This window comes from Arthrobacter sp. HLT1-20, assembly GCF_054510895.1.
This window is the reverse complement of record NZ_JBTNDR010000009.1, coordinates 59,992-83,564: the sequence shown is the minus strand read 5'-3', so window position 1 is coordinate 83,564 and position 23,573 is coordinate 59,992. Positions and strand designations below refer to the sequence as shown.

Below are 23,573 nucleotides of genomic sequence, written 5' to 3'. Positions count from 1 at the left end.
GGAAAGTTCAATACTCCGACGGCGGCTGGCCGGCTAATAATTAGCAGTCGCCACCTCAGAGTGCTAACTCAATAATTAGCACTCGGCACAGCAGAGTGCAAGCGGAGCGGGCTGTGTGAGCTTCAGGCGAACGGGAACATGGGCGCGGTTTTGGGCACTGCCGCCGTGCAATACAGGACACATTCGCCGCCACGGGCGGGTGGCTCTTTCAGCCGGGGCGGCAAGAGACTAGCGTGGAGCTTGTAAGTATTCCGATTCGCGCATTTACATGGGTCACCCACTGCCGCCCGGCAGGGCCTTGCGCCGCAGCACTAGCACCAGGAGACATCATGAGTGAGAATTCACAGCCCGAACAGCCGGCAACCCCGGCCGCCGTTCCCGCAGGCTACGACAAGCCCGCAACCCCGCAGACTCCCGAGTACCAGGCACCGACCGTCCCGACCCCCGCCTACCAGGCGCCCGCAGCTCCCGCCGAAACACCGGTGGCCCCGGCCTACCCGCAGGCTTCGCAGGCCCCGATGTACCCGCAGCCTGGCGCTCAGGCGGGCTACGACCAGCAGAACGTTCAGGCCGGCTACCCGCAGCCCGGCGTGCAGCAGAACTATGGCCAGCCAGGTTACGGCCAGCAGCCCGCTTACGGCATGCAGTACGGTGCAGAGCAGAAGTCCAAGATTGTGGCCGGCATCCTGGGTATTTTGCTGGGCTCCCTGGGTATCCATCGTTTCTACCTTGGCGACACAAAAATGGGTGTCATTCAAATTGTCGTGACTTTTGTGACATTCGGACTTGGTGGAATCTGGGGCTTCATTGAAGGCATCATGATCCTCGTTGGCGCAGACCCGTTCAAGACCGACGCCAAGGGCATTCCTCTGAAGGACTAGTTCTTCAGGGTCCTGACGTGCTGATTTGAACAAAAAGTGATGGCGGGCAAACCAATCAGGTTTGCCCGCCATCACTCTTTCCGGTAGCCGAGCCCGGAGGGTGCAGATCCCGCCTGGCTGCCTAGGCTCCGGGCCCCAGCACCACGGCCAGGGGAATGCCCAGCTCGGCTGTGTCCACCAAGGTGGGGATGTTCAACGTTTTGGACAAGGACTCGGCATTGGCTTTCTGCACGGTGCCGCTATAGAAAATAACCGACGCCGGCTGCGGTTGCCCCGCCCAGTTGGCCGACTGCGAAACGGTCCAGCCCTGGGCCGTGACCAGTCCTGAATATCTGCTCGCCAGGCCGGGAACACCTGCTGCATTGAATATCGCCACCGGAACGCTCTTGTCCACCGCCGAGGCGGGGGTGGGGGTGGGTGTGGGTGTGGGTGTGGGTGACGGCGTGGCCACTGGCGCCGTGGTGGGCGCCTGGGTGGTGGGTACAACGCTGGGAGCAGGGGTTGCCGGCGCGGTGCTGCTGTTGACCACGGCAGGCTGGTTGGGTGTTGTGTTACTGAGCATCTTGGGCATGATGAAAAATGCCAGCACGCCGATGCACAGCGCCACCACTCCAACAATCATCAGGGGCAGCAGGGAGCGTCCCTGGATCTCCATGGAAGCGCGGTGAACGCCGTGGCGCGCCGAGTTCTCCTCGATCGCGTCGAATTCATCCCGCGGGTATTTACTCATAGTGCAGTGGTGTCCTTGTGGGTAATCGTGGTGAAGGGCGCGTCAATTGCCGAGCCGGCGTGCGGAACGGGCCTGTTGGCGCGACAACCGTAGTCTACGCAACCGTTTGACCAGCATCGGGTCATGCGCCAACGCAGCTTCCGTGTCGATCAACGCGTTGAGCACCTGGTAGTAGTGGGTTGCCGAGAGGTCAAACAGCTCCCGAATGGCCTGTTCCTTGGCACCGGCGTACTTCCACCACTGCCGCTCCAGACCCAACATTTGCTCTTCACGCTCGCTGAGCACATGCTCACTGGCGCCTTCCGCGGTACCGGGCACGTCGGCGTCGTCCGCGAGGGGCTGCCCATGCTGGTCTGTCTCGACCACAACGGCCCTCCATTCATTTTCGACGCGTACGCAACACATGATCAATGCCCTGCTCTGTCCATAATAGGTGCGAATGACACCCCTGTCATTTGGAAAACTGTGGACAACAACTCAGCCGGCTGCCCCTGTGGACCACTCTTGCGGACGTCTTCCATGGCCCACAATGGAATCTATGGACAGCACACCGAGCCTCTTCGACATGCCAGCACCGCCTCCGTGGAGCCAGGATCAGCTGCAGGCCCTGGAATCGTTGCGAACGGAGCCACTGAGCCAGATGGCACCGGATTGGGCCGCAGCGCTGGCGCCACTTGACTCCAATCTGCGCGAGTTGGGGACCATGCTCACCAGGGAGTACGACGCCGGAACCCGCTTCCTGCCCCACCCCACTTTGGTGTTGCGTGCGTTGGGCACACCCATGGACCAGGTCAAGGTCCTGATTGTTGGCCAGGACCCGTACCCCACGCCCGGGCACTCGGTGGGGTTGGCGTTTTCGGTGGACAAAAGAACGCGGCCGCTCCCGCGCAGCCTGAACAACATCTATAAGGAACTCAGCGCCGATCTGGGGATCCCGCCGGCCGCCCACGGCGACCTGAGCGCCTGGGCCAGCCAGGGCGTCCTCCTACTCAACCGGGTGCTCACCGTGGCGCCGGGAGCGGCGGGCTCCCACCGGCGTCGTGGGTGGGAGGAAGTGACCGAGTCCATCATCGCCGCGCTGGCTGCACGCAAGCAGCCCCTGGTCAGCGTGCTGTGGGGCAACGACGCCCAGCGCTTGGCACCACTTCTGGAGGGGACGGCCGTGATCGAGTCGGCCCACCCCAGCCCGTTGTCGGCCTCGCGCGGATTCTTTGGCTCCAGGCCCTTTAGCCGCGTCAATGAGCTGCTGGCCGCCCAAGGCGCGGCCCCAATCGACTGGGCACTCCCGGTGAACTAGACTTGTTAGGAGAACCTAACTAGGGGCGTTAGCGCCCCAGCCCCTGCTGGCCTGTGCCCGCATCGAGGAGACAATTGTGACAACAGCAGAGACCCCAACCGCCACAGTCGTGGCGCCCGCCGTTAAACCGCGCACCCAGTTCACCCTCACGGTGCGCCGGCGTGAACAGCTCAGCCCGCACATGGTGCGCATTGTGGCTGGCGGCCCGGCCCTGGCCGAGTTCACGGCCAAGGACGCCACTGACATGTATGTGAAGATTCATTTCCTGGTGCCCGGGGTGGACTACGCCGAACCCGTTGACGTCTTTGCGCTGCGCGAGTCCATGCCGCGGGAGCACTGGCCCATGACCCGCACCTACACCTTGCGGTGGGTCGATGTGGCTGCCCAGGAAGTGGCAATCGACTTTGTCATCCACGGCGATTCCGGGCTGGCCGGACCGTGGGCCAACGCCGCAACTCCCGGAGACAGGATCATTTTCTCCGGCCCCGGCGGCGCCTACAAGCCCAATGCCGACGCCGACTGGTACCTGTTTGCCGGCGACGAATCGGCCTTGCCGGCCATTGCCTCATCCCTGGAGTCCCTGCCGGTAGATGCCCGGGGTCACGCCTACATCGAGGTGGACACGGCTGCCGACATCCAGCCCGTGGCCAAGCCCAGCGGCGTTGAACTCACCTGGGTGTTCCGCGACGGCGCCACCCCCGATCAGTGCACCGCCCTGCTGGACGCCGTCGCCAACGGTCCGTGGCCGGCTGGCACTGTCGACGCTTTTGTCCACGGCGAACGCGAATACATGAAGGCCCTGCGCGATCTGCTGTTCAAGCAGCGGGGCCTGGATCGCTCGCAGGTGTCCCTCTCGGGCTACTGGGCCTACGGCCGCACCGAGGACTACTTCCAAGCCGAAAAGAAGCAGCCCATCGGCAAAATCCTGTAGTTCGCCTGTAGTCCGCCAAATTCGGGCCGGACATCCCTCGCGAGCAGTAAGATTTTGCCGCTCGTTCCTCGCGAGCAAAATCCATCCTCGCTCCGGAATGTCCGGCCCGAATTTGTTGGGGCTGCGGAGCCGACATTTTTTGTAGGCGACGTAAAGGAGACACCAAAGGCCGCCCGCGGCCGACGTGTCGGATAGTCGCCGGAAAAATGGCGGTCCGCAGCACCGCCAAGGTCACCGTTGGCTCGGGGGTCCCAGAGCTGACGGCGACCGCCCAGCGCTTACGGGGGTTACCGCCGGCGGTTTCTCCGGCGGTCCTTTTGGCCGCTGCTGCGGGTGAGTGGACGGGCGGCGTTGTCGCCCAGCACCACGCCCGCAGCAACCGCGAGGATCACCACCAGGGCGTTGAAGATGCCAACGGCGCCCGTCACGGAGTCCTCGGGGGTCAGTGTCATGACGAACATGGCCCGGAAGATGGAGAGCCCCACCAGCAGGAAAATGATGGACGGGACGGCCACCACCAGCTGGGGCGCACCCAGCCGCAGGGCAATGACGCGGGCCAGCATGCCGATGACAACTGCTGCCACAGCCGGGGCAAAGCGTCCACCCAGGCCAAACTCCATGCCGTAGTAGTAGACCACGTAGCCGATCACGGCAACGGCAGTGGTGGGCAGCAGCAGTTTGAGCGATGTCTGCTCGGCAATGCAGATGGCCACAGTGGCCAAGGCCACCAGCGCAAGCACCCAGAAAAGGGGCAGGGTACCGGAGATGGTCTCCGCCACGTTGAGTCTGTCCGCCCCGAACACGGAACTGGTCACGAGCCCCACGGCGATGCCCGCAACTATGGCGCCAAACGTCAGAAATGCTGAGAGGAACCGGCCTGCGGCTGTGACAGGGAAGCCGTTGATGGCATCCTGCACAGCAGAGACAAGCCTGCCCGAGGGCAGCATCAAAAGGATGCCGCCGGCAACCACCACGGATGGGCTGAGCGGTACATGCATCATGAAGCAGAGCACAGCCACCATGGTGACGATGAAGGAGCTGATGGCTGTGACAAAGAAGTCCGGCACCCGCCACTTGCCCAGGACGCGGGCCACCTGCCCCGCCAGCAGGATGGTCAGGAACGCCACGATCATGCCAAACACTGTGCCACCAATGACACCAACCACTGCCGCAGCAAACACTGCCTCGGCCATGGACACCATCCAGCGGGGGAAGGGCTTGGGCTTCTTGATGATGACGTCCAGGCGCCTGTGCGCCTCATCCCGGGTGACTCCCCCGCTGGCAATGTCTGTCACCAACTCGTGGACCTCCACCAGACCCGCGTAGTTGTTGGTCCAGGACCGCACCACCCGCAGCAGCGTTATGGGCACGGCGTCCCGCGGGGCGTAGTTGATGATGACCGACTGGTTGGTGATGTCGACCTCAATGTTGCGTAACCCCATGGCCGCGGTGACGGCGATGATGCTGGTTTCCACTTCGAGGGCACCTGCGCCGTACCTGAACATTGTCTCGGCCAGGCGCAGAGCAAAGTCAATGGTTTTGCGGGCTGATTCCTCGGCCTTGCCCACCTGGATGGTGAAGTTGGCGTAGGGGGTGCCTGCAAGCCTGTCCACAATGTTCATGGGCGCCGTGGGCGGGGCTTCGCCCTGCACCAGCTTGCGCAGCACAGTCCGCGCGGCCTTGTTGGGGCGCGCGGGCGAAACCACGGGAATCATGCTCGCAGTTGGCGCCGGGCCGGTAGTGCCCAGTCCGGCAGGGACGTTCTTGGAGCCCCTGGCGAAGGCTTTCCCCAGAGGAACTTGCCCATGTTGGGTTTTTTCAGGCTGGCCTCGGCCAGCCTCGCCTTGATCCCGGCTGTTGGGATTGGTGGTCATTCTTACTCCCTGTGGCCGTGGGCCTCACTGCGGCAGGATCTTCCGCTGCGGTGAAGCCAAAAAGACGATTTAGTAGAACTGCTTTCCTGTGCGGCGGGTGTAGAGCTGCCTAAACACCCTCTCACCTGCCACAGACCACAATTTATACCGCAACGGGCTGAGTACCAGGTCGTAACAGCCCACAAAATCGGTGACAGTCTTGGAGAAGCTGGTCTTGAACAAGCCCAAACCGTGGTGCGGGTGCGTGGGGTCCTTGAGCCTGTCCGACGGCGGCGTGCCGCAGAAGTCGTACTGCACAGCACCCAGTTCCTTCATGTCGTTGATGGCCACCCACTGGACCAAATGTGAGTCTCCGTACTGGTTGCGCTTTTGCAGCGAACCGCCATCCTTGTACGTGGCCTTGGAACCGTAGTTGATCACAAACGCACCCACCGAAGCCACGCCGTCCTCAAACACAAAGTAGAAACGGCCCTGGCCGCGCTTGGTGAATTCGCTCCAGAACTGCTTGTAGTAGTCAAAGTCTCGGGCCTGGCTGGTGGACTTGGCCGTGATGGTGCCCACCATGAGGTCGTACATGGTGCGCATGGTCTCCTCGGTAGGTTCCATGGGAACCACCTGGACCTCTTCTCGGATGGCCCGGCGCACGGCGTTACGGCCGCGTGAATGCAAGTTGCGCAGCAACTGGTTGGGCTCCGGTGAGATGTCCAGCAGGGCTGTGCTGTCGTTGGGTTGCAGGTCGGGGACCTTAACCAAGCCGGCTCCGGTAAGCACTGCACGGGCCTCGTCCGAGGCAATGACATCGGGCTCGATCTTCGCGGCAAACACATTGAGTTTGGCGCGTTTCACAAAGGCTCGCAAGGCTTCCAGCATGGGCGGAATCTCGGAAACGTCTCCCGCGTCGGGGCCCTTGATGAGGTACCAGAGCTTGCCCAGAATGGGGAATGACTTTTCCAGCACCAGGTTGTAGCTGGTGTACTGCGGGCCCTCGAAGGCAATGAACTGGGGATCCCAGCCATAGTTTTTCTTGACAGCGGCAAACGCTTCAGACTGCAGCAAATTGCCACCGTTGGGGTTGGCTGTGACCAGCGAATCCCACTGTGCAATCTCGGCGGCGGTGGCAAAGCGGGCGGTAAATTCTGGCAAGTGACCCTCAATTACGTTGGCATGTGTTTGCTGCATTTAGTCTAGCCGGGAAGAATCTCACAGCCCATTCACAGCACCTCCATAATGAATGCACCGAACCCGGGCACACGATTGCTTGTGAACGGTCGCCGCGAGGGCGGCCACACAGTTGGGAGCAATTTATGAGTGTGGTGTCCAGAAGCGTGGGCAACGCCTTCCGCAACAAGATCCGGACCGGCTCCGTGGTGATCATATTGGCTGTTGCCATTGGTCTGGCGCTGTCCATGCTGGTTGCCAATCAGGCCGTTGCCGGCAAGGTCGATTCGCTGAAGGCGTCGGTGGGCAACACCCTTACGGTCAATCCGGCGGGATCCCGTGGAGGGTTGGGCGGCGGCGAGCCGTTGACGGCTGCGGCACTCACCCAGGCATCCGCCGTCGAGCACGTGAGCAATGTGACCGGGACGCTGAGCGTGCGGCTGCGCAATGAGGCTGCGGAAATCAGCACCTCCGGCGGGGGCAACGGGCCCGCGGGCGGCCAGGGCGGCGGCTTCGGCACCAGCGGCACCACCAGCCTGGAATCCGCTGTGGCTCCGGGGTCGTTGGGCCAGCGCAACAACAGCAACGGCAGCACGTCGGGGCAGGACACGGCAGCCTCACCTGCGGGTTTCAGCATCCCCATCCAGGCCACGGGCGTTTCCGCTTCCACAACAGCCACCGGGGCGGCCGTCAATGTCACCAGCGGGGCCCAGCTCACCGACTTTGCAGACGCCTCCACGCAGGTGCTGGTGGGCAGCACGCTCGCCACCAAGAACAGCCTGTTGGTGGGCTCCACGTTCACGGTCCAGGACAGGACCATGAAGGTCACTGGCATCTTCGACGCCGGCACCGAGTTTGATAACAACGCCATCTACCTGCCCCTTGCAGCAACGCAGACGCTCACGGACCAGGCGGGACAGTTGAGCAGCCTCACGGTGACTGTGGACAGCATTGACAACATGGCAGCCACCCAAACGGCGCTTATTGCCGCACTGGGTGCAGACACGGTTGATGTCACCTCCGGCTCAACCAATCTGGACTCGGCCATCAGTTCCCTGGGCAGCGTGCAAAACATCTCCCTGATCGCCTTCATCGCCTCACTCGTGACGGCCGGGCTCATTGTCCTGCTGATCATGATCATGGTGGTGCGCGAGAGGCGCCGTGAAATTGGGGTTCTGAAGGCCATCGGCGCCTCCAACCGCATCATCGGGGCTCAGTTCGTGATCGAGGCCATGGTCCTGGTGGTCATGGGCTCGGTGGTGGGCGCCGTGGTGGCTGCGTTCAGCAGCAACCCCATCGTCAACGCCCTGGTGGCCGGCAATACCAGTACCAGCGCCGCCACCGTGGGCACTGCCGGCTCTGCCGGCCCCGGCGGCGGACCCGGCGGCTGCACCGGCGGCGGCGAAGGTTTCACGCGGACCCGTGGCGCCTTTGCGGGGGCGGAGCAGCTCATCGGCACCGTCAGCACATCCCTGGGCTGGCAGACACTGGTGTTTGGGGTGGCTGGCATCTTGCTGATCGCGGCCCTGGGCGCGCTCATTCCGGCCTTGCTGACAGCCAAGGTACGTCCCATTGAAGTTCTGCGAGGAGAGTAAACGATGCTAAAAGTGAGCGATGTGGTCAAGACCTTCAAATCGGGCGACCGCACCATCAAGCCCGTCAACGGGGTCTCCTTCAGCCTGGAGCAGGGCAGTTTTGCCGCCATCCTGGGCAAGAGCGGCAGCGGCAAGAGCACCCTGCTCTCGCTGCTGGGGGCCCTGGACAAGGCAACATCCGGGGACGTTGTGGTGGACGGGGTGAACGTTTCCGCCCTCCCGGACGGTAAGCTCACTGCCTACCGGCGCGACGACATTGGCTTTGTGTTTCAGGCGTACCACCTGATTCCCAACCTGTCCGCCAAGGAAAACGTCATGCTGCCCATGGAGTTTGCCGGCGTTTCCCACGCCGAAAGGAGCCGGCGGGCGGCTGAGCTACTCAATCAGGTGGGGCTGACGGAGGAGATGCATGCCCGCAAGGCGAACAAGCTCTCCGGCGGCATGCAGCAGCGCGTGGCGATTGCCCGGGCCTTGGCCAACAACCCCAAGCTGATCCTGGCCGATGAACCCACGGGCAACCTGGATGATGAAACCGGTGAGGTCATCATCGCCTTGCTGCGGCGGCTTGCCCATGAAAAGAAGACAACCATCCTGGTGGTGACACACGATCAGGCATTGGCTGCCCAAACGGACAGGAAGTTCCGGCTGGCCCGCGGCAAGATCACCGAGGACAACAAAAACCCCGCCCAACCAACTATGACGCAGTAGGTGCTATTTTCGCTGCGATTTTCAGCACCTACTGCGTCATAGTTGGGGCGTTGCTTACTTGCGTGGCGCCGGAGCCTCCGCCGCGGAACCAGCGGAGGCAACGGCGTCGTACTGCACAGCCGACTCAAACTCGGCCATCCCCTCGGGGCTGACGTCCAGGACAATCTCGCGGTCGGCCTTGGTCTCCAAGGGCACTTCCTTCACAAAGCACAGCACAATTGCTGCGAGCACAGCCAGCGGCACCATCCACAGGAAGACCGGAATCAGGGCCTCGTTGTAGGACTCAATGACCAGCGCCTTGATCTGCGGCGGCAGGCTGTTGACCAGGTGCGGGGTGAAGGAGTTGGCGCCACCACCACCCGTACCACCCGGGAGCTTCTCGGCCACCAGTTCGTGTAGCCGGGTGGCAAAAACTGCACCAACCACGGCCGAGCCCAGCGTGGCACCCACCTGGCGGAAATAGTTTTGCCCGGCGGTAGCCGTTCCCACCAGGGCCAGCGGGAAGGAGTTTTGTGCAACCAGCGTCAGGATCTGCATGCTTGCCCCGAGGCCAATGCCCATGATGCCCAGGTAGATGCAGATGACGTAGATGGGGGTGCCCACGGTGATGGTCGCCATCAACGCCAACGCAACAGCCAGGATGAGTGAGCCAACAATGGGCGCGATCTTGTACCGGCCCGTGGTGGAGACGCGGCGGCCAACCACCACGGAGACCACTAAGAGGCAAGCCATCATGGGGATCATCAGCAGCCCGGCCTCTGTGGCCGAGTAACCCGTGGCCATCTGCAGATAGGTGGGCATGTAGCCGATGGCACCAAACATGGCGATACCTGTCAGCAGACCGGCAACGGTGGTCAGGTTGAAGTTGCGGTTCTTGAACAGGCTCATGGGCATGACGGGCTCGGGAACGCGCAGTTCCACGATGACGAAGAGCACGCCCGTGACAACTGCCGCGATGGCCAGGCCAATGATCTCCGGGGAGTTCCAGTCGTACTGCGAGCCGCCCCAAGTGCCCACCAGGACAATCGCGGTGGTAGCCAAGGCAATGAGCATCATGCCTAGGTAGTCAATCTTGGGCCGGGTTGCGTGCACCTTGCGCGGCACATGCAGCAGGAAAATGGTGGCAAGAATGGCCAGCACGGCCAGCGGCACGTTCATCCAGAACGTCCAGCGCCAGCCGGGACCCTCCGTGAGCCCGCCACCAATGAGTGGGCCGGCCACCGAGGAGAACGCGAAGACGCCGCCCATGATGCCCATGTATTTGCCGCGTTCACGGGCCGGGACGACGTCGGCAATGGTGGCCTGCGAGAGAATCATCAAGCCACCGCCACCCAGTCCCTGGACCACGCGGGCCACAATCAACGTGGTCATATCCGGTGCCAGCGCGCCAATCACCGAGCCCACCATGAAAATGGAGATCGCGAACAGCAGCATGGGCTTGCGGCCCAAAAGGTCACCCAACTTGCCATAGACGGGCATCATGATGGTGGAGGCCAGGATGAAGGCCGTGATGATCCACGCCATATGTTCGACGCCGGAGAGCTCACCTACGATCGTGGGCAGCGCACTGGAGAGCACTGTCTGATTCAGTGAGGCCAGCAACATGGTGACCATCAGGCCCGCAAAGAGCAGCACAATCCTGCGCTGCGCATGGGGATCTCCCTGCTCGGCCGGGGCACCTGCCACAGCTTTCTGGGCGGTGGAACTCATTTTCTTAGTACTCATAGCGTTGCCTTGATGGCCTCTCTGAAAATTTCAATGGCCTCGTAAACGGCCGGGCTGTCCTCGTTGGTTGTGGCGCTGGGGTCTTTGGAGAACGCGAACCGCAAAACAGTTCCCGCCATCATCAGCAAGGCCAGCGCGGAGTCCCGGCCCGGCGGCAGCTCAGACCAGGTGTCCTCCGGCAACCCTTCCTGGTACCGCTCCAAAAGGGCGGCCTCCACCAGTTCCTCCGAGGCCCGCATATGGGTGAAAATGCGCTTCCCCAACTCCGGGTAGTCGGCTTTGAGCTGCCTACGGCGATCGCTCAGGGACGCTTCGGGGAACATGGAGCGGATGACGGCGGCCATCAGGTGCACCGTTCGCCCGAACAAATCCTGGTCCCCGTCGGCACGGTAGGCCGCGATAGTCTCCTCGGAGAGCTTGGGCGCCTGAATGCCCAAGATGGCATCTTCCTTGGAGGCAAAGTAGTTGAAGAAGGTGCGCTTGGAAATGCCCGCCGCATCGGCAATGGCTTCCACGGTGGCTTTGTTCAGGCCCTCTTCGCACGCCATGAGGGATGCCTTGTCATGGATCAACGCCCAGGTCTCAAGACGATTCCGCTCACGCAACGGCACAGTGGTTTTTTGCATACCTCAAGAATATGCACCCGAGCACTTATTGCACAAGTGCAAAGTTTACATTCGTGCATATTTTGACTCACAAGCGGGCCGTTCCCCAGCGCTTCCCGAGCTCTCCCCTGCCGACGGCGTGCCAAAGGGGAGAGGACCCATGAACTTTCATGTTCCCTCGCCGGTTTGGCACGCCGTGGGGCATTGGGGGCAGGTTTGGCACGCCGTGGTGAGCCGAAATCGAGGGCCCGCTCAGCCAGCCCCTGGCCCAGCCCCGTGTTCAGCCAGCATCCGCCTCAGCCCTCGGACGGCGCCACCCAGGTGAACCGCGGGGTTTCCTTGGCCAGAAATGCTGCAATACCAATCTCGGCGTCGGCGCTGCGCACCATTTCCTGCTGCCAGCGATCATAGAGCCCTGCCACGTCCGCCGTGACAGCGCCCAGTGCGTTGACCAGCTGCTTGTGCGCCTGGTGGGAGAACTGCGAGCGCGCAGCAACATGCTGCGCAAAGTCGCTGACCTGGTCCCAAAACGATTCCCCGGCGAGAATTTTTGTGACCAGCCCCAGGTGGAGAGCCTCGGGTGCCTGCACAAAGTCCCCCGTGAGCAGCAGGTATTTGGCGGTTGCAGGACCTGCGATCTCCACGAGTCGCCCGATTCCGGACAGGGGGTACACGATCCCGATTTTGGCGGGCGTGACACCAAAGACTGCGCGGCTGCTGGCCAGGCGCAGATCGCACGCCCCGGCAATTTGCCAGCCACCGCCCACGCAGTAGCCGTCGATTGCGGCGATGGTGGGCTTGGGGAATGCCGCAAGTGCGTCCTCGGCGGCCGTGATGTCCAAGCCGCCGTGATGCCCCGTGGCCGGGTCATGCAGGATGCTCTTGAGAGAGGCAATGTCCGCCCCCGCCGAGAAGTGCTCCCCCACCCCGCGCACCACCAGCACCTTGACGGCGCTGTCCGCGGCCAACGCAGCGAGCAGGGCCATGAATTGCTGCCACATGGCATGGGTGACGGCGTTGCGCATGGCGGGGTTGTCGATAACCAGCACGGCCACCTCGCCGTGGCGCTCCACCCGCAGCTCAGCACGCAGCTCAGCCATGGGAGGCCACCGCCGGCGCGGCAAGCACCACCCCGGCGTCCACCAGGCCGGCAATCTGTTCGGCGGTGAGCCCCAGCCCTGCCAAAACGGCCAGAGTGTCCTCACCGAGGGCAGGAGGCGCCTTGCGTACGGCGGGCGGCTGCCCGTTGACCGATACCGGGCCGCGCAGCAGTGGCAGTTCGGAGCCGTCGCTGCGAAGGACCGTTTGCACCATGTTCAGGTGCTGCACCTGCGGATCGGCAAAGGCCTGGGCGTAGTTGTAGATGGGCCCGGCCGGGATGCCGGCGGCCCGCAGCTCGCGCAGCCAATCGGCAGCATTTTGCCGTGCCAGCAGACCATCGATGAGTTCGCGGAGCTCCTCGCGGTGGACAGTGCGCAGGCGGCTGGAGGCATAGTCCGGGTGTGCGGCCAGCTCCGGGCGCCCCAGCAGCCCACACAGCAGCACCCATTGTTTCTCGCTGCCCACGGCGATGATGAGCGGAATGTCCGCACTCTTGAACACCCCATACGGGGAAAGGACCGGATGGTTGTTGCCGCGCGGCACGGGTACCTCGCCCGTGCTCAGGTATTGCTGCCCCTGAAACGCGGAAAGCGAGAGCCCTGTTTCCAACAACGACGCCGACACCGCGCTCCCAGCCCCGCCCTCCTTGCGCCCGGCCAGGGCTGCAGCAATGCCGAAGGCCGTGTAGATCCCGGTGACCAAATCCACGATGGGAACACCCACCCGGTACATGTGGTCAACGTCAAGGCCCGTCACGGACATGAGCCCGGACATGCCCTGGGCCACCTGGTCCAAGCCGGCGGCCTGGCTCAGCGGCCCCGTTGGCCCAAATCCCGTGACGGAGGCGATGATCAGCTGCGGATTGGCCTCCCGGAGCAGTTCCGGGTCCAGGCCCGTGGCGGCCAGCACCCCCGGGCGAAAGTTTTCAATGAGCACGTCGCTGGCCACGGCCAAATCCCACAGCAGGGCCTTGCCAGCCTCGGCGTAAAAGTCCACGGCCACCGACTGCTTGTTGCGGTTGGCGGAGTCGAAGTACAGCGAATGAGGGCCGTCGAAGGGAGCCCAGGCACGGCTGGAGTCGCCGCCCGTGGCGCTCTCCACCTTGATGACTTCGGCGCCCATGTCGCTCAGAAGCGCGGCGCAGTAGGGGCCGGCGAGCGCACGGGAGAGGTCCATGACCTTCACCCCGGCGAGGGGCAGCTGTCCAAGACCCTCAGCCACGGGGACCGCTCTGGCGCAGCTTCACGTTGATCTGCTTGGTCTGGGTGAATCCCTCGAGCATGCCCTCCAGGGACACTTCCCGGCCCATGCCGCTTTGCTTGTAGCCACCATAGGACTGACCCGGCACCTGCCCGCCGCCCTGATTGACCTGCACCCAGCCGGCGTCCACCCGGTGCGCCGTGTTCAGGGCGTCGTCAAGGTTGTGGCTCCACACATAGGCGGCCAGCCCGTAGTGGGTGTCGTTGGCCATGCGGACCACATCGTCCACCTCACGCCAGGGAATCGCCACCAGCACGGGGCCAAAGATCTCCTCCCGGGCAATGTGGAATTCGTTCCGCCCGCCCGTGAACAGGGTGGGCACATGGTAGTAGCCCTCCGTCAGCGGCCCGGATGCTGGCGCCTCCCCGCCCAGCACAGCCTTCATGCCGTCGGTGGCCCTGCCCTCGTCCAGGAAGCCGGTGATCTGGGCGTGCTGGCGGGCGTTGATGATGGCGCCCATGTCCGTGGCCTCATCCAGCGGGTCGCCCACCGTCAGCGCGCCAAGCTTAGCGCCCAGCCGGGACACCACCTCGTCGAAAATGTCCTCGTGCAGGTACAGCCGGGAACCGGCGGTGCAGCTTTGGCCCTGCCGGGTGAAGCGTGAGGCCAGGAGCAGACCGTTCATGAGTTCGACGTCGGACTCCGCACCCCCGTCCAAAACGTCCGGGAACACGATGGACGGGTTTTTGCCGCCCAGTTCCAGCGACATGTGTGCCAGCCGGCCGCCGGCCTGGGCGCCCACCTGGCGCCCCACCTCGGTGGATCCGGTGAAGGAAACCTTATCCACGCCGGGGTGGGTGGCCAGGGCATCGCCCACCACGGCGCCGCGACCGGTGAGGGCGTTGAGCACACCAGCGGGCAGGTGCTTGTTGCACACCTCGGCCAGGAGCAGGATGGTCAGCGGGGCGTCGTCGGCGGCCTTGAGGATCACCGTATTGCCGGCGGCGAGTGCGGCAGGCACCTTGAACGCGGCAATCAGAAGCGGGGAATTCCAGGGCAGGATGGCGGCCACCACGCCCAGCGGTTCCAGCCGGGTGTACTGCAGCTGGTCATCCCCTGCGGGCAGGGTTGTCCCCTTGACCTCTCCGGCAATGCCAGCAAAGTAGCGGAACATGGCCACCATGCTGGTGGTTTCGGGCCGGGCCTGGGTGCGCAGGGCGTTGCCGGTATCCAGGGCCGTGAGCCTGGAAAACTCCTCGGCCCGCTGTTCAAGTTCGTCGGCAATGGCCCACAAGGCCTTGGCCCGGCCCGTGAAGTGCAGGGCGCGCCAAGCCGGGAACGCGGCACGGGCTGCCGTCACCGCATGGTCGGCGTCATTAGCGGTGCCGGCGGGGACTCGGGCAATGACGCTCTCGCGGCGGGCCGGGTTGTGGACATCACGCCATTGGCCGCTGCTCGATGGCACGGGCACGCCGTCAATCCACATGGGGTGGTCCCTCACGGTCCACACGGCGTGGGAACTGATGGGTGTCTCAGTTGTCATATCTAAAGCCCCTTTGCTTTATCAACGGTGGCGGCTATGGGTGTGAGCCGTCCATGACCACTGTCACACCAGCGGGCAGGCAACGCAAGCAACGCGCGCAGGGGCGTCGCCATTTTCCGCCCCGCGGCTGCTGCTCAGCCCTGGAACAGCCCGTCCAGCCAGGCACCCCAGGCCGCGACCTCCGCGTCGGCGTCTGCCCCGTCGGCAAAGAGATGGACGGTCATGCCCACCACCGAGCCAAAGGCGTTGCGGCCAAAAACCCTGTACATGGCGTTCTCGGTGCGCAGGCCCACGAAGTTTTCGGCAAGGTAGTCCACCTCGGCGTCCACCTGCCCCAGCCCCGCAATGGTGACGCTGACGCGGTGCCCGGCTTCGGCGTCGGAAATCCCCAGTGCGGCCTTGACCCGCAGCAGGGCATCGGGCGCACCCGAACTTTCCGGGCCCTGGACGTCCGCGAAGCTGGCCTGCCTGCCCGGGAAGTACTTCACCACCTGGGCCAGGGTGTGCTGGTAGAAGGCTGTGTGCTGCTGGGCGCCCTGGTATTGGTTCTCCTCGTCCTCGAAGATGACACCACTGTGCACGTAGCGCAGCCATGACTTCCCGCCGGGGCGCCCGGAAATGTCAAACTCCAAGGTGTTGTAAAACCCGTTCTCGCCGTCCATGTGGTTCGCGTAGCGATGCGGCGGATCCCACGCCGTGACGGTGCTCCCGAAGGGACCCGCACCGCCAAGCTTCAGCTCAATGTCCACGGGCCACAGCCAGCCCGCGCTGCCTTCGGTGGCCGCAGCAAACACCTGCTCGGGGGTGCCGTCAATCTGCTGCTCATGGACAATCTTGAATTCCTTGGTCATCTGCTGCTCCTCATCATGGCCGCCGGGGAATCGCTGTTCAACTACCAGCCATTATGCTCCCGTGGTGTGACATTGTCGCTGGAACTTTGTCGCTGGATGGCACGACGGCGGCGCGTGAGTTAGTCCTGCGCGCCAAGTTTTCCGGCGAGACGGTCATGCATGCGAGCGCTGGCCACGTTGAGGCCGGTAATGGTGGCTGTTTTGCCGTGACGGCGGTACTTGGCGGTGATCGCATCGAGCGTTGCAACGGTTGAGGCGTCCCATACGTGGGACGCGCTGAGGTCAATGACCACCTGGTCGGGATCTAGCGCGTAGTCAAACTGCGAATACAGGTCATTGGAGGAGGCAAAGAAAAGCTCCCCAATTACGCGGTAGCTTGCCACCTCACGGCCGTTGACGGTTGCCACCGTCCGCTCCACCGCCACCAGATGCGCCACCCGGCGGGCAAACAGAACTATGGCAACCAGGACACCCACCCCCACCCCAATGGCGAGGTTGTGTGTGGCCACCACCACGGCAACCGTGACCACCATGACGGCGGTCTCGCTCTTGGGCAGCATTCTCAAGGTGGCTGGGCGGATGCTGTGCCAATCGAAGGTGGCGAGGGAAACAAAGATCATGACGGCCACCAGTGCGGCCATGGGAATCAGGGCCACCACATCTCCCAGCATGATCACCAGCACAGCCAGGAATACCCCGGCAAGGAAGGTAGAGATGCGGGTGCGGGCGCCGGAGGCCTTGACGTTGATCATGGTCTGGCCAATCATGGCGCAACCACCCATGCCGCCGAAGAAGCCTGTGACAACATTGGCCACGCCCTGGCCCAGTGCCTCACGGGTCTTGGAGGACCGGGTGTCGGTGATGTCATCCACCAGTTTGGCTGTCATGAGGGATTCCAGCAGTCCCACAAAGGCCATGGCGAGCGAGAACGGGGCAATGATCTGCAACGTCTCCCAGGTCAGCGGGACGTTCGGCACAAAGAGGGACGGCAGGCTATCGGGCAGTTCACCCTTGTCCCCCACCGTGGGGACCACTATTCCGGCCAGAACCGTAAACAGGGTCAAAACAACAATGGCCACCAGGGGCGCAGGAACCGCCTTGCTCAGCTTGGGCAGGCCAAACATGACCAGCAGCGCGAAGCCCGCCAACGGGTAGACCATCCACGGCACGCCCAACAATTCCGGCAGCTGGGCGATGACAATCAGGATGGCCAGCGCATTGACGAACCCCACCATGACCGATCGCGGAATGAAGCGCATCAGCCGCGCCACGCCGGCCAGCCCCAGGACCAGCTGGAAGGTGCCGGCCAGTATGACGGCGGCGATGAGGTAGTCCAGCCCGTGGCTCCGCATGAGCGGGGCAATGACCAGGGCCACGGCGCCGGTGGCAGCTGAGATCATGGCTGGTCGCCCGCCAACAAAGGAAATCGTCACTGCCATGGTGAAGGCGGCAAACAGCCCGATCCGCGGATCCACCCCGGCAATGATGGAGAAGGCGATGGCCTCCGGGATCAGTGCCAGGGCCACCACTAGGGCGGCCAAAACCTCTGTCCGCAGGCGCCGCGGGGACTTCAGTGCACCCCACACCGACTGCAATTCCTGGGGTGTGGGCGCCGACTTCAGCGCAACATTTCCGAGCGCCACGTCGGCTCCATTCACGGGTTGAGGGGCAGGGTTGAGGGGCAGGGCGCAAGCATGCCGGCCCAAGTCCCCACTTTAGCGTGGCGGGTGGTGGCCGGGAGTTGCACAAACGCCCGGCTGGTTTCCCAGCCGGCGCGCTGGCCACCAACGGACGGGGGCCTCCGGCCTACTTGAGTGGCCTACTTGACCAGGAGCTCGCGCAAGTCGGTGAGGATCAACTGCGCACCGGCAGGGCCCAGCCCAAGGAACCAGACGTCGTCGTCAATGGCCTTGGCGTTGCCGGCCTTGACGGCGCTGAGCTTGGACCAGATGGGTCCGTCCACCACTGTCTGCTCGCCGGTGGTGGCCGGATCGCCGTAACTGCTGTAGAAAACCCAGTCGGAATCGGCCTGGTCAATGTTCTCGGCGGAAATTTCCGCCGCCAGTTCATCGATGTTCTGGTTCTCCGGGCGGGCCAGGCCGGCATCCTTGAGGATCACGCCAATCAATGACTTGTTGGCGTACAGGCGGATTTTGCCGGGCATGAAGCGGACCAGGGAGATCTTCGGATCCCCCGTGACGTCCTTGTTTAGCGCCTCGGCCTGCGCCTGGTAGTCATTGAGGATGTCAACCGACTGCTGCTCCGTGCCGAGGGTCTTGCCCACCAGCAGGAAGTTTTCCTTCCAGGGGAATCCGGGGCGGATGCTGAAGACCGTGGGGGCAATGGCGGAGAGCTGGGTGTACAGCTTGTCCGCGCGAAGTTTGCTGCCAAGGATGAGGTCCGGCTTGAGCGCGGCAATGGCTTCCAGGTTCAGGTCCTGGATGGTGCCAATGGTGGCCACGCCTTCCACCTTGGCGGCCAGGTAGCTGGGGATGGAGTTCTTGCCTTCGGTGGTGGGGATGCCCACGGGCGTGATCCCCAGGGAGAGGACATCGTCTAGTTCGCCGGTGTCCAGGACCACCACACGGGTGGGCTTCTTCTCGATGGTTGTTTCACCGCTGGCGTGCTTGATGACGCGGGGGAACACGCCGGGGGCGGCGTCGGTGCCGAGCTTGGCGGTTTCCACATCAGCGGTAGTGAACTTGGATCCGCCGGTGGCCACCTCCGCGTTGCCGGCTCCGGTGGTGGCGTCAGCACCGCAGCCAGCCAGCAGGGTGATGGCCAAGGTGGCGCCAACTGCGCGCAATACCAGGCGCCGGGTGCGGAGGAGGGAGGGCGGCTGGGCCGCGGAATCGTTGTTTTTCACGGACTAAGGCTAACCTAATTAAAGCGCAGGTCCGGCGGCGAGTGATGGGGGTCACCAAGGCGGCCGCGCCCACCTTTATTTCACCCACCCGGAGCGGTCCACAGTGCCCCATGTGACAACCCCAAGCCTTGAGCGGTCCCACCGCGCGGCTCCCACGCCCCACGGCGCGGCAAGGAAACCCAGCTGGCGCTTGCTCATTCTGGTGGTTGCTGCCGTGGCACTCCTTGGCGCATCCTTGCTCAGCCTGGGCGTGGGCGCCAAATTTATCCCCGTCGCCGACGTGGTCGCTGCCTTCGTGAATCCCCACGACACCGTAAGCCATGCGATCGTTCTCGAAAGCCGCCTGCCACGCACCCTCATGGGCATTGGGGTGGGGCTGTCCCTGGGCGTGGCAGGCGCCCTGATCCAGGCCATCACCCGCAATCCTCTGGCGGATCCCGGCATCCTTGGCGTCAATGCCGGGGCGTCGTTTGCCATGATCATTGCCATTGGCCTGCTGGGCATCTCCTCCCTCACGGCCTACATTTGGTTCGCCTTTGCCGGCGCGGTTCTGGCAACCGTTGCGGTCTACCTGATCGGCACGTCCGGGCGCAACGTGGTCAACCCGATCCGGCTGACCCTTGCCGGGGTGGCGCTGGGAGCGGTGCTGACAGGCATTGGCTCGGGCCTGACCCTGCTCAACCCGAAGGCGTTCGACCACCTGCGGTCCTGGAGCATTGGGTCCTTGGATCAGCGCAGTATGGACATGGTGGCCACGGTAGCGCCGTTCATGGCGGCCGGGCTGCTGGTGGCACTGCTCACCGTGGGCGGGCTGAACGCCATGGCTTTGGGCGACGATCTCGCCACGTCACTGGGCAGCAATGTGAACCGCACCCGCATTCTGGCCGTCCTGGCCATCACGCTCCTGAGCGGGTCTGCCACCGCAGCCGTTGGCGCCATTGGCTTCGTGGGACTCATGGTTCCCCATGTGGCTCGCTGGGTCATGGGGCCTGACCAGCGGTGGATCATGGCGGCAACACTGCTCTTCTCCCCCATCCTGTTGCTGGTATCCGACGTGATTGGCCGCATTGCTGTTCCCGGTGAGCTGCCGGTGGGCGTGGTCACGGCATTCATCGGAGCACCAGTTTTGATTGCCCTGGCCCGCCGAAAGAAGGTGAGCGGCCTGTGAGTATTTCACGCCCGGCGGTGGACTTCGGCCGGCAAACCCTGCTGCTGCGAGCGCCGGCAGGTGCTGCCAGTTTCCGCTTCGAGACCCGCACCGTGCTGGTCTGCATCGCGGTGGTGGTGTTGGCGTTGATCCTGTCTGCCGTGGCCCTGGCCACGGGCGACTTCGCCGTCCCGCTGCCCGAGGTCCTGCACGCCTTGACCGGCGGCGGCGATCCCATGGCCCAGACTGTGGTGACCCAGTGGCGGCTTCCGCGCGTCCTCATGGCATTGTTTCTGGGCGCCGCGCTGGGCATGAGCGGCGGCATTTTCCAGTCGCTGACCCGGAATCCGCTGGGCAGCCCGGACATCATCGGTTTCAACACCGGCGCCTACACTGGGGCGTTGCTGGTCATTCTGGCCGTCGGCGGAAGCTTCTGGCAGGTCGCAGCAGGGGCACTCGTGGGCGGCATCCTCACGGCCCTGGCGGTCTATCTTCTGGCGTTTCGGCGCGGCTCGCACGGCTTCCGGCTCATCATTGTGGGCATCGGGGTGAGTGCCATGCTCGCGGCCTTCAACCACTGGCTCATCCTGCAGGCTGAGCTTGAGGCGGCGATGGCCGCGGCCGTGTGGGGTGCAGGTTCCCTGAACGGGATCACGTGGGCTGCGGCGGGTCCGGCCATGGCCGCCGTCGTCCTGGTGTCGGTGGCCGCGCTGGGTGTTTCCACGAGGATGCGGATGCTGGAAATGGGCGACGACGCCGCCCGCGCCTTGGGCGTCCGGGCCGAACCCACCCGCTTGCTGCTGCTGATCCTTGGGGTGGCGCTGACGGCCGCAGCCACCGCCGTGGCCGGTCCCATCGCCTTCGTGGCCCTGGCTGCCCCGCAGCTGGCCCGCCGGATGTGCGGCAACGCCGGCATCTCCCTGCTGCCTTCCGCCGTGGTGGGGTCGCTGCTGCTGGTGGCGAGCGATCTGGCCGCCCAGAGAGTGTTTGCCCCCATCCAGTTGCCCGTGGGTGTGGTGACCGTCAGCATTGGCGGCGTTTACTTGATCTGGCTGCTGGCCAGGGAAGCAAGGAAATAATGAGTATCTCAACGACCACCCACCAAGGGCTGCAGGCCGCCGATCTGACCATTGGTTACGATCAGCGGGTCATCTCGGAGCACCTGAACGTCCAGATCCCCGAGGGCTCATTCACTGTGATCGTGGGCCCCAACGCGTGCGGTAAGTCAACGCTGCTGCGGGCGTTGGCCCGGCTCATCAAGCCGCGCACGGGGCAGGTCCTGCTGGACGGCAAGTCGGTGGCGGCCTTTCCGGCCAAGGAGTTGGCACGGAAACTGGGTCTGCTGCCGCAGTCATCAATTGCCCCGGACGGCATCACGGTGGCCGATCTGGTGGCCCGCGGCCGCTACCCCCACCAAAAACTGTTGCGGCAGTGGAGCGTTGCGGATGAGGCCGCCGTGGTCGATGCCATGGTTGCCACCGGGGTGGATTCACTGTCAGGGCGGCTTGTTGATGAGCTGTCCGGCGGGCAGCGGCAAAGGGTGTGGGTGGCCATGGTGTTGGCGCAGCAGACTCCCCTGTTGCTGCTGGATGAGCCCACCACGTTTTTGGATATTGCGCACCAGATTGAACTGCTGGAGCTGTGCCGGGACCTGAACCAGGACAAGGGTTTCACGCTGGTTGCCGTGCTGCACGACCTCAACCATGCCAGCCGCTACGCCAGCCACATCATCGCCATGAAGGACGGCGCAGTGGTGGCCGAGGGCGCCCCGGCTGACATCATCACCGAGGAACTCGTGGAGGAAGTGTTTGGCATGCCGTGCAGGATCATTGAAGACCCGGTCTCCCACACGCCGCTGGTCATCCCGTTGGGTCGGCCCCGCACCGCCTGAGGGATGACCGGGCTGCTTTGGCTCCGGGCAGGGTCCGCCAGCAACTCAGCGGTGCGCGCTGATGATCTCCGCGATCTCCGAAAAGCCCAGGCGCTGGGCGTTTTCCAGGACAGTGCGGCCCTGCGGGTCCCTCAGGTCCGGGTCGGCACCGGCGTCCAGCAGTTGCCGGACAACGTCCTGCTGCCTGGGGCCGCCGTTGTTGAGCAGAACAGCCTCCTGCATGGCCGTCCAGCCAAGGTTGTTGACATGGTTGACCGGAACTCCCGCTGCGATCAGGATCCGCACCGTCTCCACATGCCCGTGCTCGCTCGCCGGGATGAGGGCGGTCCCGCCGTAGCGGTTGGTGCTGGACACATCGGCCCCGTGGGCGAGCGTGAGCTCCAGGATCTCGTTGAACCCCTCGGCTCCGGCGTACAGGAATGCCGAGTCTTGAAGGGAATCCTTGGCATTGACGTTGCCGCCCGCCTCGATGAGCCGCTCAACCAGGGGCAGGTCGTTGGCCTTTGCGGCGAGAATCAGCTGCTGGTCGAGCTCCATTTGGGCCTCCTTGGACAGGGCAGCGCGGGTGGTCGGTGCGGGGGTGGGCGGGGGTGATTGGCTCGTGGCGGCGGACGACGGCGGCACCTGGGTTGCCGCCGTCGTGCCTTCACCTGCTGTGCAGGCAGTGAGCAACACAGCACAAACTGCCGCCGCCAACAACAGGCGCCTGCGTGGGTTGGAAGCTGCGAAGGGTGCCATGGGGAAAGGCTACTTGATCAGGGCCGCGGCGCCGGCAGCTGCGCAGGCCTCGTCCAGCATGCCGTCGGGGGCGCCGCCCACGCCGATCCCGGCGACCGAGACACCGTTGACCTTCAAGGGAACGCCGCCGGGCAGGAACAGGGTTCCGGGCAGGTCCGCGATGCTGGGGCCGTTGCCCTGGATGCGCTTGGCCAGCTCGCTGGTGGGTGCCCCGAAGGCGGCGGCGGTGTAGGCCTTGGCCTTGGCGGCTTCGATGGTGTGCTCGGCTGCGTTGTCACCGCGCAGAATTGCCTGGACGGTGCCGAAACGGTCAACCAGCGCAACTGTCACGAAGGGAAGCTTGTCGCCCTGACATTTGGCCAGGGCCGCACCCACGGCTTGTGCTGAGGCGCCAACGGAAATCCGGTTTTGGGGCACTGCGTTGGAGGCAGCTATCTGGACATCCGCGGCAGGTTTGGCCACTGGCACGGCGGAGCTGGTTCCGGCATTGGCAACCAAGGTGCTGCCTCCCGTGAGCAGCAACGCGCCAACGGCGGCAGCGGACATGAGCTTGGTGGACTTCTTCATGGTGGTCTCCTGGGTTCTTTGAATGCTGGGCCTTGAGTGGGACTGGCCGGCATTTTGGGTGCCTGCGCCATGTCTCTATGGTTTCGCGGACGGCCCTGCTGGCACATCGGGCCTTGGGCTGGAGCTGGCTCATCCCAAGCGGTGGCGTTGTCAGCCAAAAGGTTG

The 23,573-nt window shown here is 64.1% G+C and carries 22 protein-coding genes; 8 read left to right on the top strand and 14 right to left on the bottom strand.

What is annotated here, in order from left to right:
• Positions 1–329: 329 nt before the first annotated feature.
• Complete coding sequence (locus ACX80Q_RS07260) at positions 330–881, top strand: TM2 domain-containing protein (RefSeq protein ID WP_459329856.1); 552 nt, start codon at positions 330–332, stop codon at positions 879–881.
• Positions 882–1,002: 121 nt separating this feature from the next.
• Here the strand turns inward: ACX80Q_RS07260 and ACX80Q_RS07255 are convergent, their stop codons facing one another.
• Entirely contained in the window at positions 1,003–1,611 is a 609-nt protein-coding gene (locus ACX80Q_RS07255) for a LytR C-terminal domain-containing protein (protein ID WP_459329855.1), read from the bottom strand.
• A gap of 42 nt (positions 1,612–1,653) precedes the next feature.
• Positions 1,654–1,929, bottom strand: a complete 276-nt coding sequence (locus tag ACX80Q_RS07250) for a DUF3263 domain-containing protein (RefSeq protein ID WP_459329891.1) — start codon at positions 1,927–1,929, stop codon at positions 1,654–1,656.
• A 220-nt stretch (positions 1,930–2,149) separates the two neighbouring features.
• Between ACX80Q_RS07250 and ACX80Q_RS07245 the strand changes: the two genes are divergently transcribed.
• Positions 2,150–2,908 (top strand): uracil-DNA glycosylase, encoded by a 759-nt coding sequence (locus tag ACX80Q_RS07245; RefSeq protein ID WP_459329854.1) that lies wholly within the window; start codon positions 2,150–2,152, stop codon positions 2,906–2,908.
• A 76-nt stretch (positions 2,909–2,984) separates the two neighbouring features.
• Complete coding sequence (locus ACX80Q_RS07240) at positions 2,985–3,839, top strand: siderophore-interacting protein (RefSeq protein ID WP_459329853.1); 855 nt, start codon at positions 2,985–2,987, stop codon at positions 3,837–3,839.
• A gap of 287 nt (positions 3,840–4,126) precedes the next feature.
• Here ACX80Q_RS07240 and ACX80Q_RS07235 read toward each other — a convergent pair whose 3' ends face one another.
• Both ACX80Q_RS07235 and ACX80Q_RS07230 read right to left on the bottom strand, forming a co-directional pair.
• Positions 4,127–5,554, bottom strand: a complete 1,428-nt coding sequence (locus ACX80Q_RS07235) for a threonine/serine exporter family protein (protein WP_459329890.1) — start codon at positions 5,552–5,554, stop codon at positions 4,127–4,129.
• A 228-nt stretch (positions 5,555–5,782) separates the two neighbouring features.
• Positions 5,783–6,856 (bottom strand): lipid II:glycine glycyltransferase FemX, encoded by a 1,074-nt coding sequence (locus ACX80Q_RS07230; RefSeq protein WP_459329852.1) that lies wholly within the window; start codon positions 6,854–6,856, stop codon positions 5,783–5,785.
• A gap of 161 nt (positions 6,857–7,017) precedes the next feature.
• Here ACX80Q_RS07230 and ACX80Q_RS07225 point away from each other — a divergent pair, with 161 nt between their 5' ends.
• A complete protein-coding gene (locus tag ACX80Q_RS07225) occupies positions 7,018–8,466 on the top strand; it encodes an ABC transporter permease (protein WP_459329851.1) in 1,449 nt (482 codons plus the stop codon).
• Positions 8,467–8,469: 3 nt separating this feature from the next.
• Positions 8,470–9,174: an ABC transporter ATP-binding protein gene (locus ACX80Q_RS07220; protein ID WP_459329850.1), complete on the top strand. Its 705-nt coding sequence runs from the start codon at positions 8,470–8,472 to the stop codon at positions 9,172–9,174.
• A gap of 54 nt (positions 9,175–9,228) precedes the next feature.
• Here ACX80Q_RS07220 and ACX80Q_RS07215 read toward each other — a convergent pair whose 3' ends face one another.
• The 8 genes from ACX80Q_RS07215 to ACX80Q_RS07180 form a co-directional block, all read right to left on the bottom strand.
• A complete protein-coding gene (locus ACX80Q_RS07215; protein ID WP_459329849.1) occupies positions 9,229–10,899 on the bottom strand; it encodes an MDR family MFS transporter in 1,671 nt (556 codons plus the stop codon).
• Positions 10,896–11,525 (bottom strand): TetR/AcrR family transcriptional regulator, encoded by a 630-nt coding sequence (locus ACX80Q_RS07210; RefSeq protein ID WP_459329848.1) that lies wholly within the window; start codon positions 11,523–11,525, stop codon positions 10,896–10,898. The genes ACX80Q_RS07215 and ACX80Q_RS07210 overlap by 4 nt, the downstream gene beginning before the upstream one ends.
• Before the next feature lie 275 nt (positions 11,526–11,800).
• Complete coding sequence (locus ACX80Q_RS07205; RefSeq protein ID WP_459329847.1) at positions 11,801–12,604, bottom strand: enoyl-CoA hydratase/isomerase family protein; 804 nt, start codon at positions 12,602–12,604, stop codon at positions 11,801–11,803.
• On the bottom strand, positions 12,597–13,826 hold the full coding sequence (locus tag ACX80Q_RS07200) for a CaiB/BaiF CoA transferase family protein (RefSeq protein ID WP_459329846.1): 1,230 nt from the start codon (positions 13,824–13,826) through the stop codon (positions 12,597–12,599). The genes ACX80Q_RS07205 and ACX80Q_RS07200 overlap by 8 nt, the downstream gene beginning before the upstream one ends.
• Positions 13,819–15,348 carry an aldehyde dehydrogenase family protein gene (locus ACX80Q_RS07195; RefSeq protein WP_459329845.1) on the bottom strand — a complete coding sequence of 510 codons (1,530 nt, stop codon included), beginning with the start codon at positions 15,346–15,348 and terminating at the stop codon, positions 13,819–13,821. The genes ACX80Q_RS07200 and ACX80Q_RS07195 overlap by 8 nt, the downstream gene beginning before the upstream one ends.
• Positions 15,349–15,482: 134 nt before the next feature.
• On the bottom strand, positions 15,483–16,199 hold the full coding sequence (locus ACX80Q_RS07190; protein WP_459329844.1) for an SRPBCC family protein: 717 nt from the start codon (positions 16,197–16,199) through the stop codon (positions 15,483–15,485).
• Positions 16,200–16,318: 119 nt separating this feature from the next.
• Positions 16,319–17,842 (bottom strand): SulP family inorganic anion transporter, encoded by a 1,524-nt coding sequence (locus ACX80Q_RS07185; protein ID WP_459329843.1) that lies wholly within the window; start codon positions 17,840–17,842, stop codon positions 16,319–16,321.
• Positions 17,843–18,018: 176 nt separating this feature from the next.
• Positions 18,019–19,065, bottom strand: a complete 1,047-nt coding sequence (locus ACX80Q_RS07180; protein WP_459329842.1) for an ABC transporter substrate-binding protein — start codon at positions 19,063–19,065, stop codon at positions 18,019–18,021.
• Between the two features lie 112 nt (positions 19,066–19,177).
• On the opposite strand from ACX80Q_RS07180, the gene ACX80Q_RS07175 reads away from it, so the two are divergent.
• Genes ACX80Q_RS07175 through ACX80Q_RS07165 form a run of 3 tightly spaced genes read left to right on the top strand, consistent with a single transcriptional unit; the run spans position 19,178 to position 22,103 of the window.
• On the top strand, positions 19,178–20,233 hold the full coding sequence (locus ACX80Q_RS07175; protein ID WP_459329841.1) for an iron chelate uptake ABC transporter family permease subunit: 1,056 nt from the start codon (positions 19,178–19,180) through the stop codon (positions 20,231–20,233).
• Positions 20,230–21,291: an iron-enterobactin ABC transporter permease gene (gene fepG / locus ACX80Q_RS07170; protein WP_459329840.1), complete on the top strand. Its 1,062-nt coding sequence runs from the start codon at positions 20,230–20,232 to the stop codon at positions 21,289–21,291. Before ACX80Q_RS07175 ends, fepG begins: the two co-directional genes overlap by 4 nt.
• Positions 21,291–22,103 (top strand): ABC transporter ATP-binding protein, encoded by an 813-nt coding sequence (locus ACX80Q_RS07165; protein WP_459329839.1) that lies wholly within the window; start codon positions 21,291–21,293, stop codon positions 22,101–22,103. Before fepG ends, ACX80Q_RS07165 begins: the two co-directional genes overlap by 1 nt.
• A gap of 45 nt (positions 22,104–22,148) precedes the next feature.
• On the opposite strand, the gene ACX80Q_RS07160 is transcribed toward ACX80Q_RS07165, so the two are convergent.
• Together ACX80Q_RS07160 and ACX80Q_RS07155 are read right to left on the bottom strand one after the other, a co-directional pair.
• Entirely contained in the window at positions 22,149–22,841 is a 693-nt protein-coding gene (locus ACX80Q_RS07160) for an ankyrin repeat domain-containing protein (RefSeq protein ID WP_459329838.1), read from the bottom strand.
• Between the two features lie 9 nt (positions 22,842–22,850).
• Positions 22,851–23,408, bottom strand: coding sequence for a GlcG/HbpS family heme-binding protein (locus tag ACX80Q_RS07155; RefSeq protein WP_459329837.1), 558 nt, complete (start codon positions 23,406–23,408; stop codon positions 22,851–22,853).
• Positions 23,409–23,573 lie beyond the last annotated feature (165 nt).

Excerpts from the sequence above, each read along its gene's own strand:
- ACX80Q_RS07155 (WP_459329837.1), bottom strand. The coding sequence starts at position 23,408 with ATGAAGAAGTCCACCAAGCTCATGTCCGCTGCCGCCGTTGGCGCGTTG.
- ACX80Q_RS07235 (WP_459329890.1), bottom strand. The coding sequence starts at position 5,554 with ATGATTCCCGTGGTTTCGCCCGCGCGCCCCAACAAGGCCGCGCGGACT.
- ACX80Q_RS07215 (WP_459329849.1), bottom strand. The coding sequence starts at position 10,899 with ATGAGTACTAAGAAAATGAGTTCCACCGCCCAGAAAGCTGTGGCAGGT.
- ACX80Q_RS07160 (WP_459329838.1), bottom strand. The coding sequence starts at position 22,841 with ATGGCACCCTTCGCAGCTTCCAACCCACGCAGGCGCCTGTTGTTGGCG.
- ACX80Q_RS07225 (WP_459329851.1), top strand. The coding sequence starts at position 7,018 with ATGAGTGTGGTGTCCAGAAGCGTGGGCAACGCCTTCCGCAACAAGATC.
- ACX80Q_RS07205 (WP_459329847.1), bottom strand. The coding sequence starts at position 12,604 with ATGGCTGAGCTGCGTGCTGAGCTGCGGGTGGAGCGCCACGGCGAGGTG.
- ACX80Q_RS07210 (WP_459329848.1), bottom strand. The coding sequence starts at position 11,525 with ATGCAAAAAACCACTGTGCCGTTGCGTGAGCGGAATCGTCTTGAGACC.
- ACX80Q_RS07245 (WP_459329854.1), top strand. The coding sequence starts at position 2,150 with ATGGACAGCACACCGAGCCTCTTCGACATGCCAGCACCGCCTCCGTGG.
- ACX80Q_RS07220 (WP_459329850.1), top strand. The coding sequence starts at position 8,470 with ATGCTAAAAGTGAGCGATGTGGTCAAGACCTTCAAATCGGGCGACCGC.
- ACX80Q_RS07260 (WP_459329856.1), top strand. The coding sequence starts at position 330 with ATGAGTGAGAATTCACAGCCCGAACAGCCGGCAACCCCGGCCGCCGTT.
- ACX80Q_RS07165 (WP_459329839.1), top strand. The coding sequence starts at position 21,291 with ATGAGTATCTCAACGACCACCCACCAAGGGCTGCAGGCCGCCGATCTG.
- ACX80Q_RS07255 (WP_459329855.1), bottom strand. The coding sequence starts at position 1,611 with ATGAGTAAATACCCGCGGGATGAATTCGACGCGATCGAGGAGAACTCG.
- ACX80Q_RS07195 (WP_459329845.1), bottom strand. The coding sequence starts at position 15,348 with ATGACAACTGAGACACCCATCAGTTCCCACGCCGTGTGGACCGTGAGG.
- ACX80Q_RS07190 (WP_459329844.1), bottom strand. The coding sequence starts at position 16,199 with ATGACCAAGGAATTCAAGATTGTCCATGAGCAGCAGATTGACGGCACC.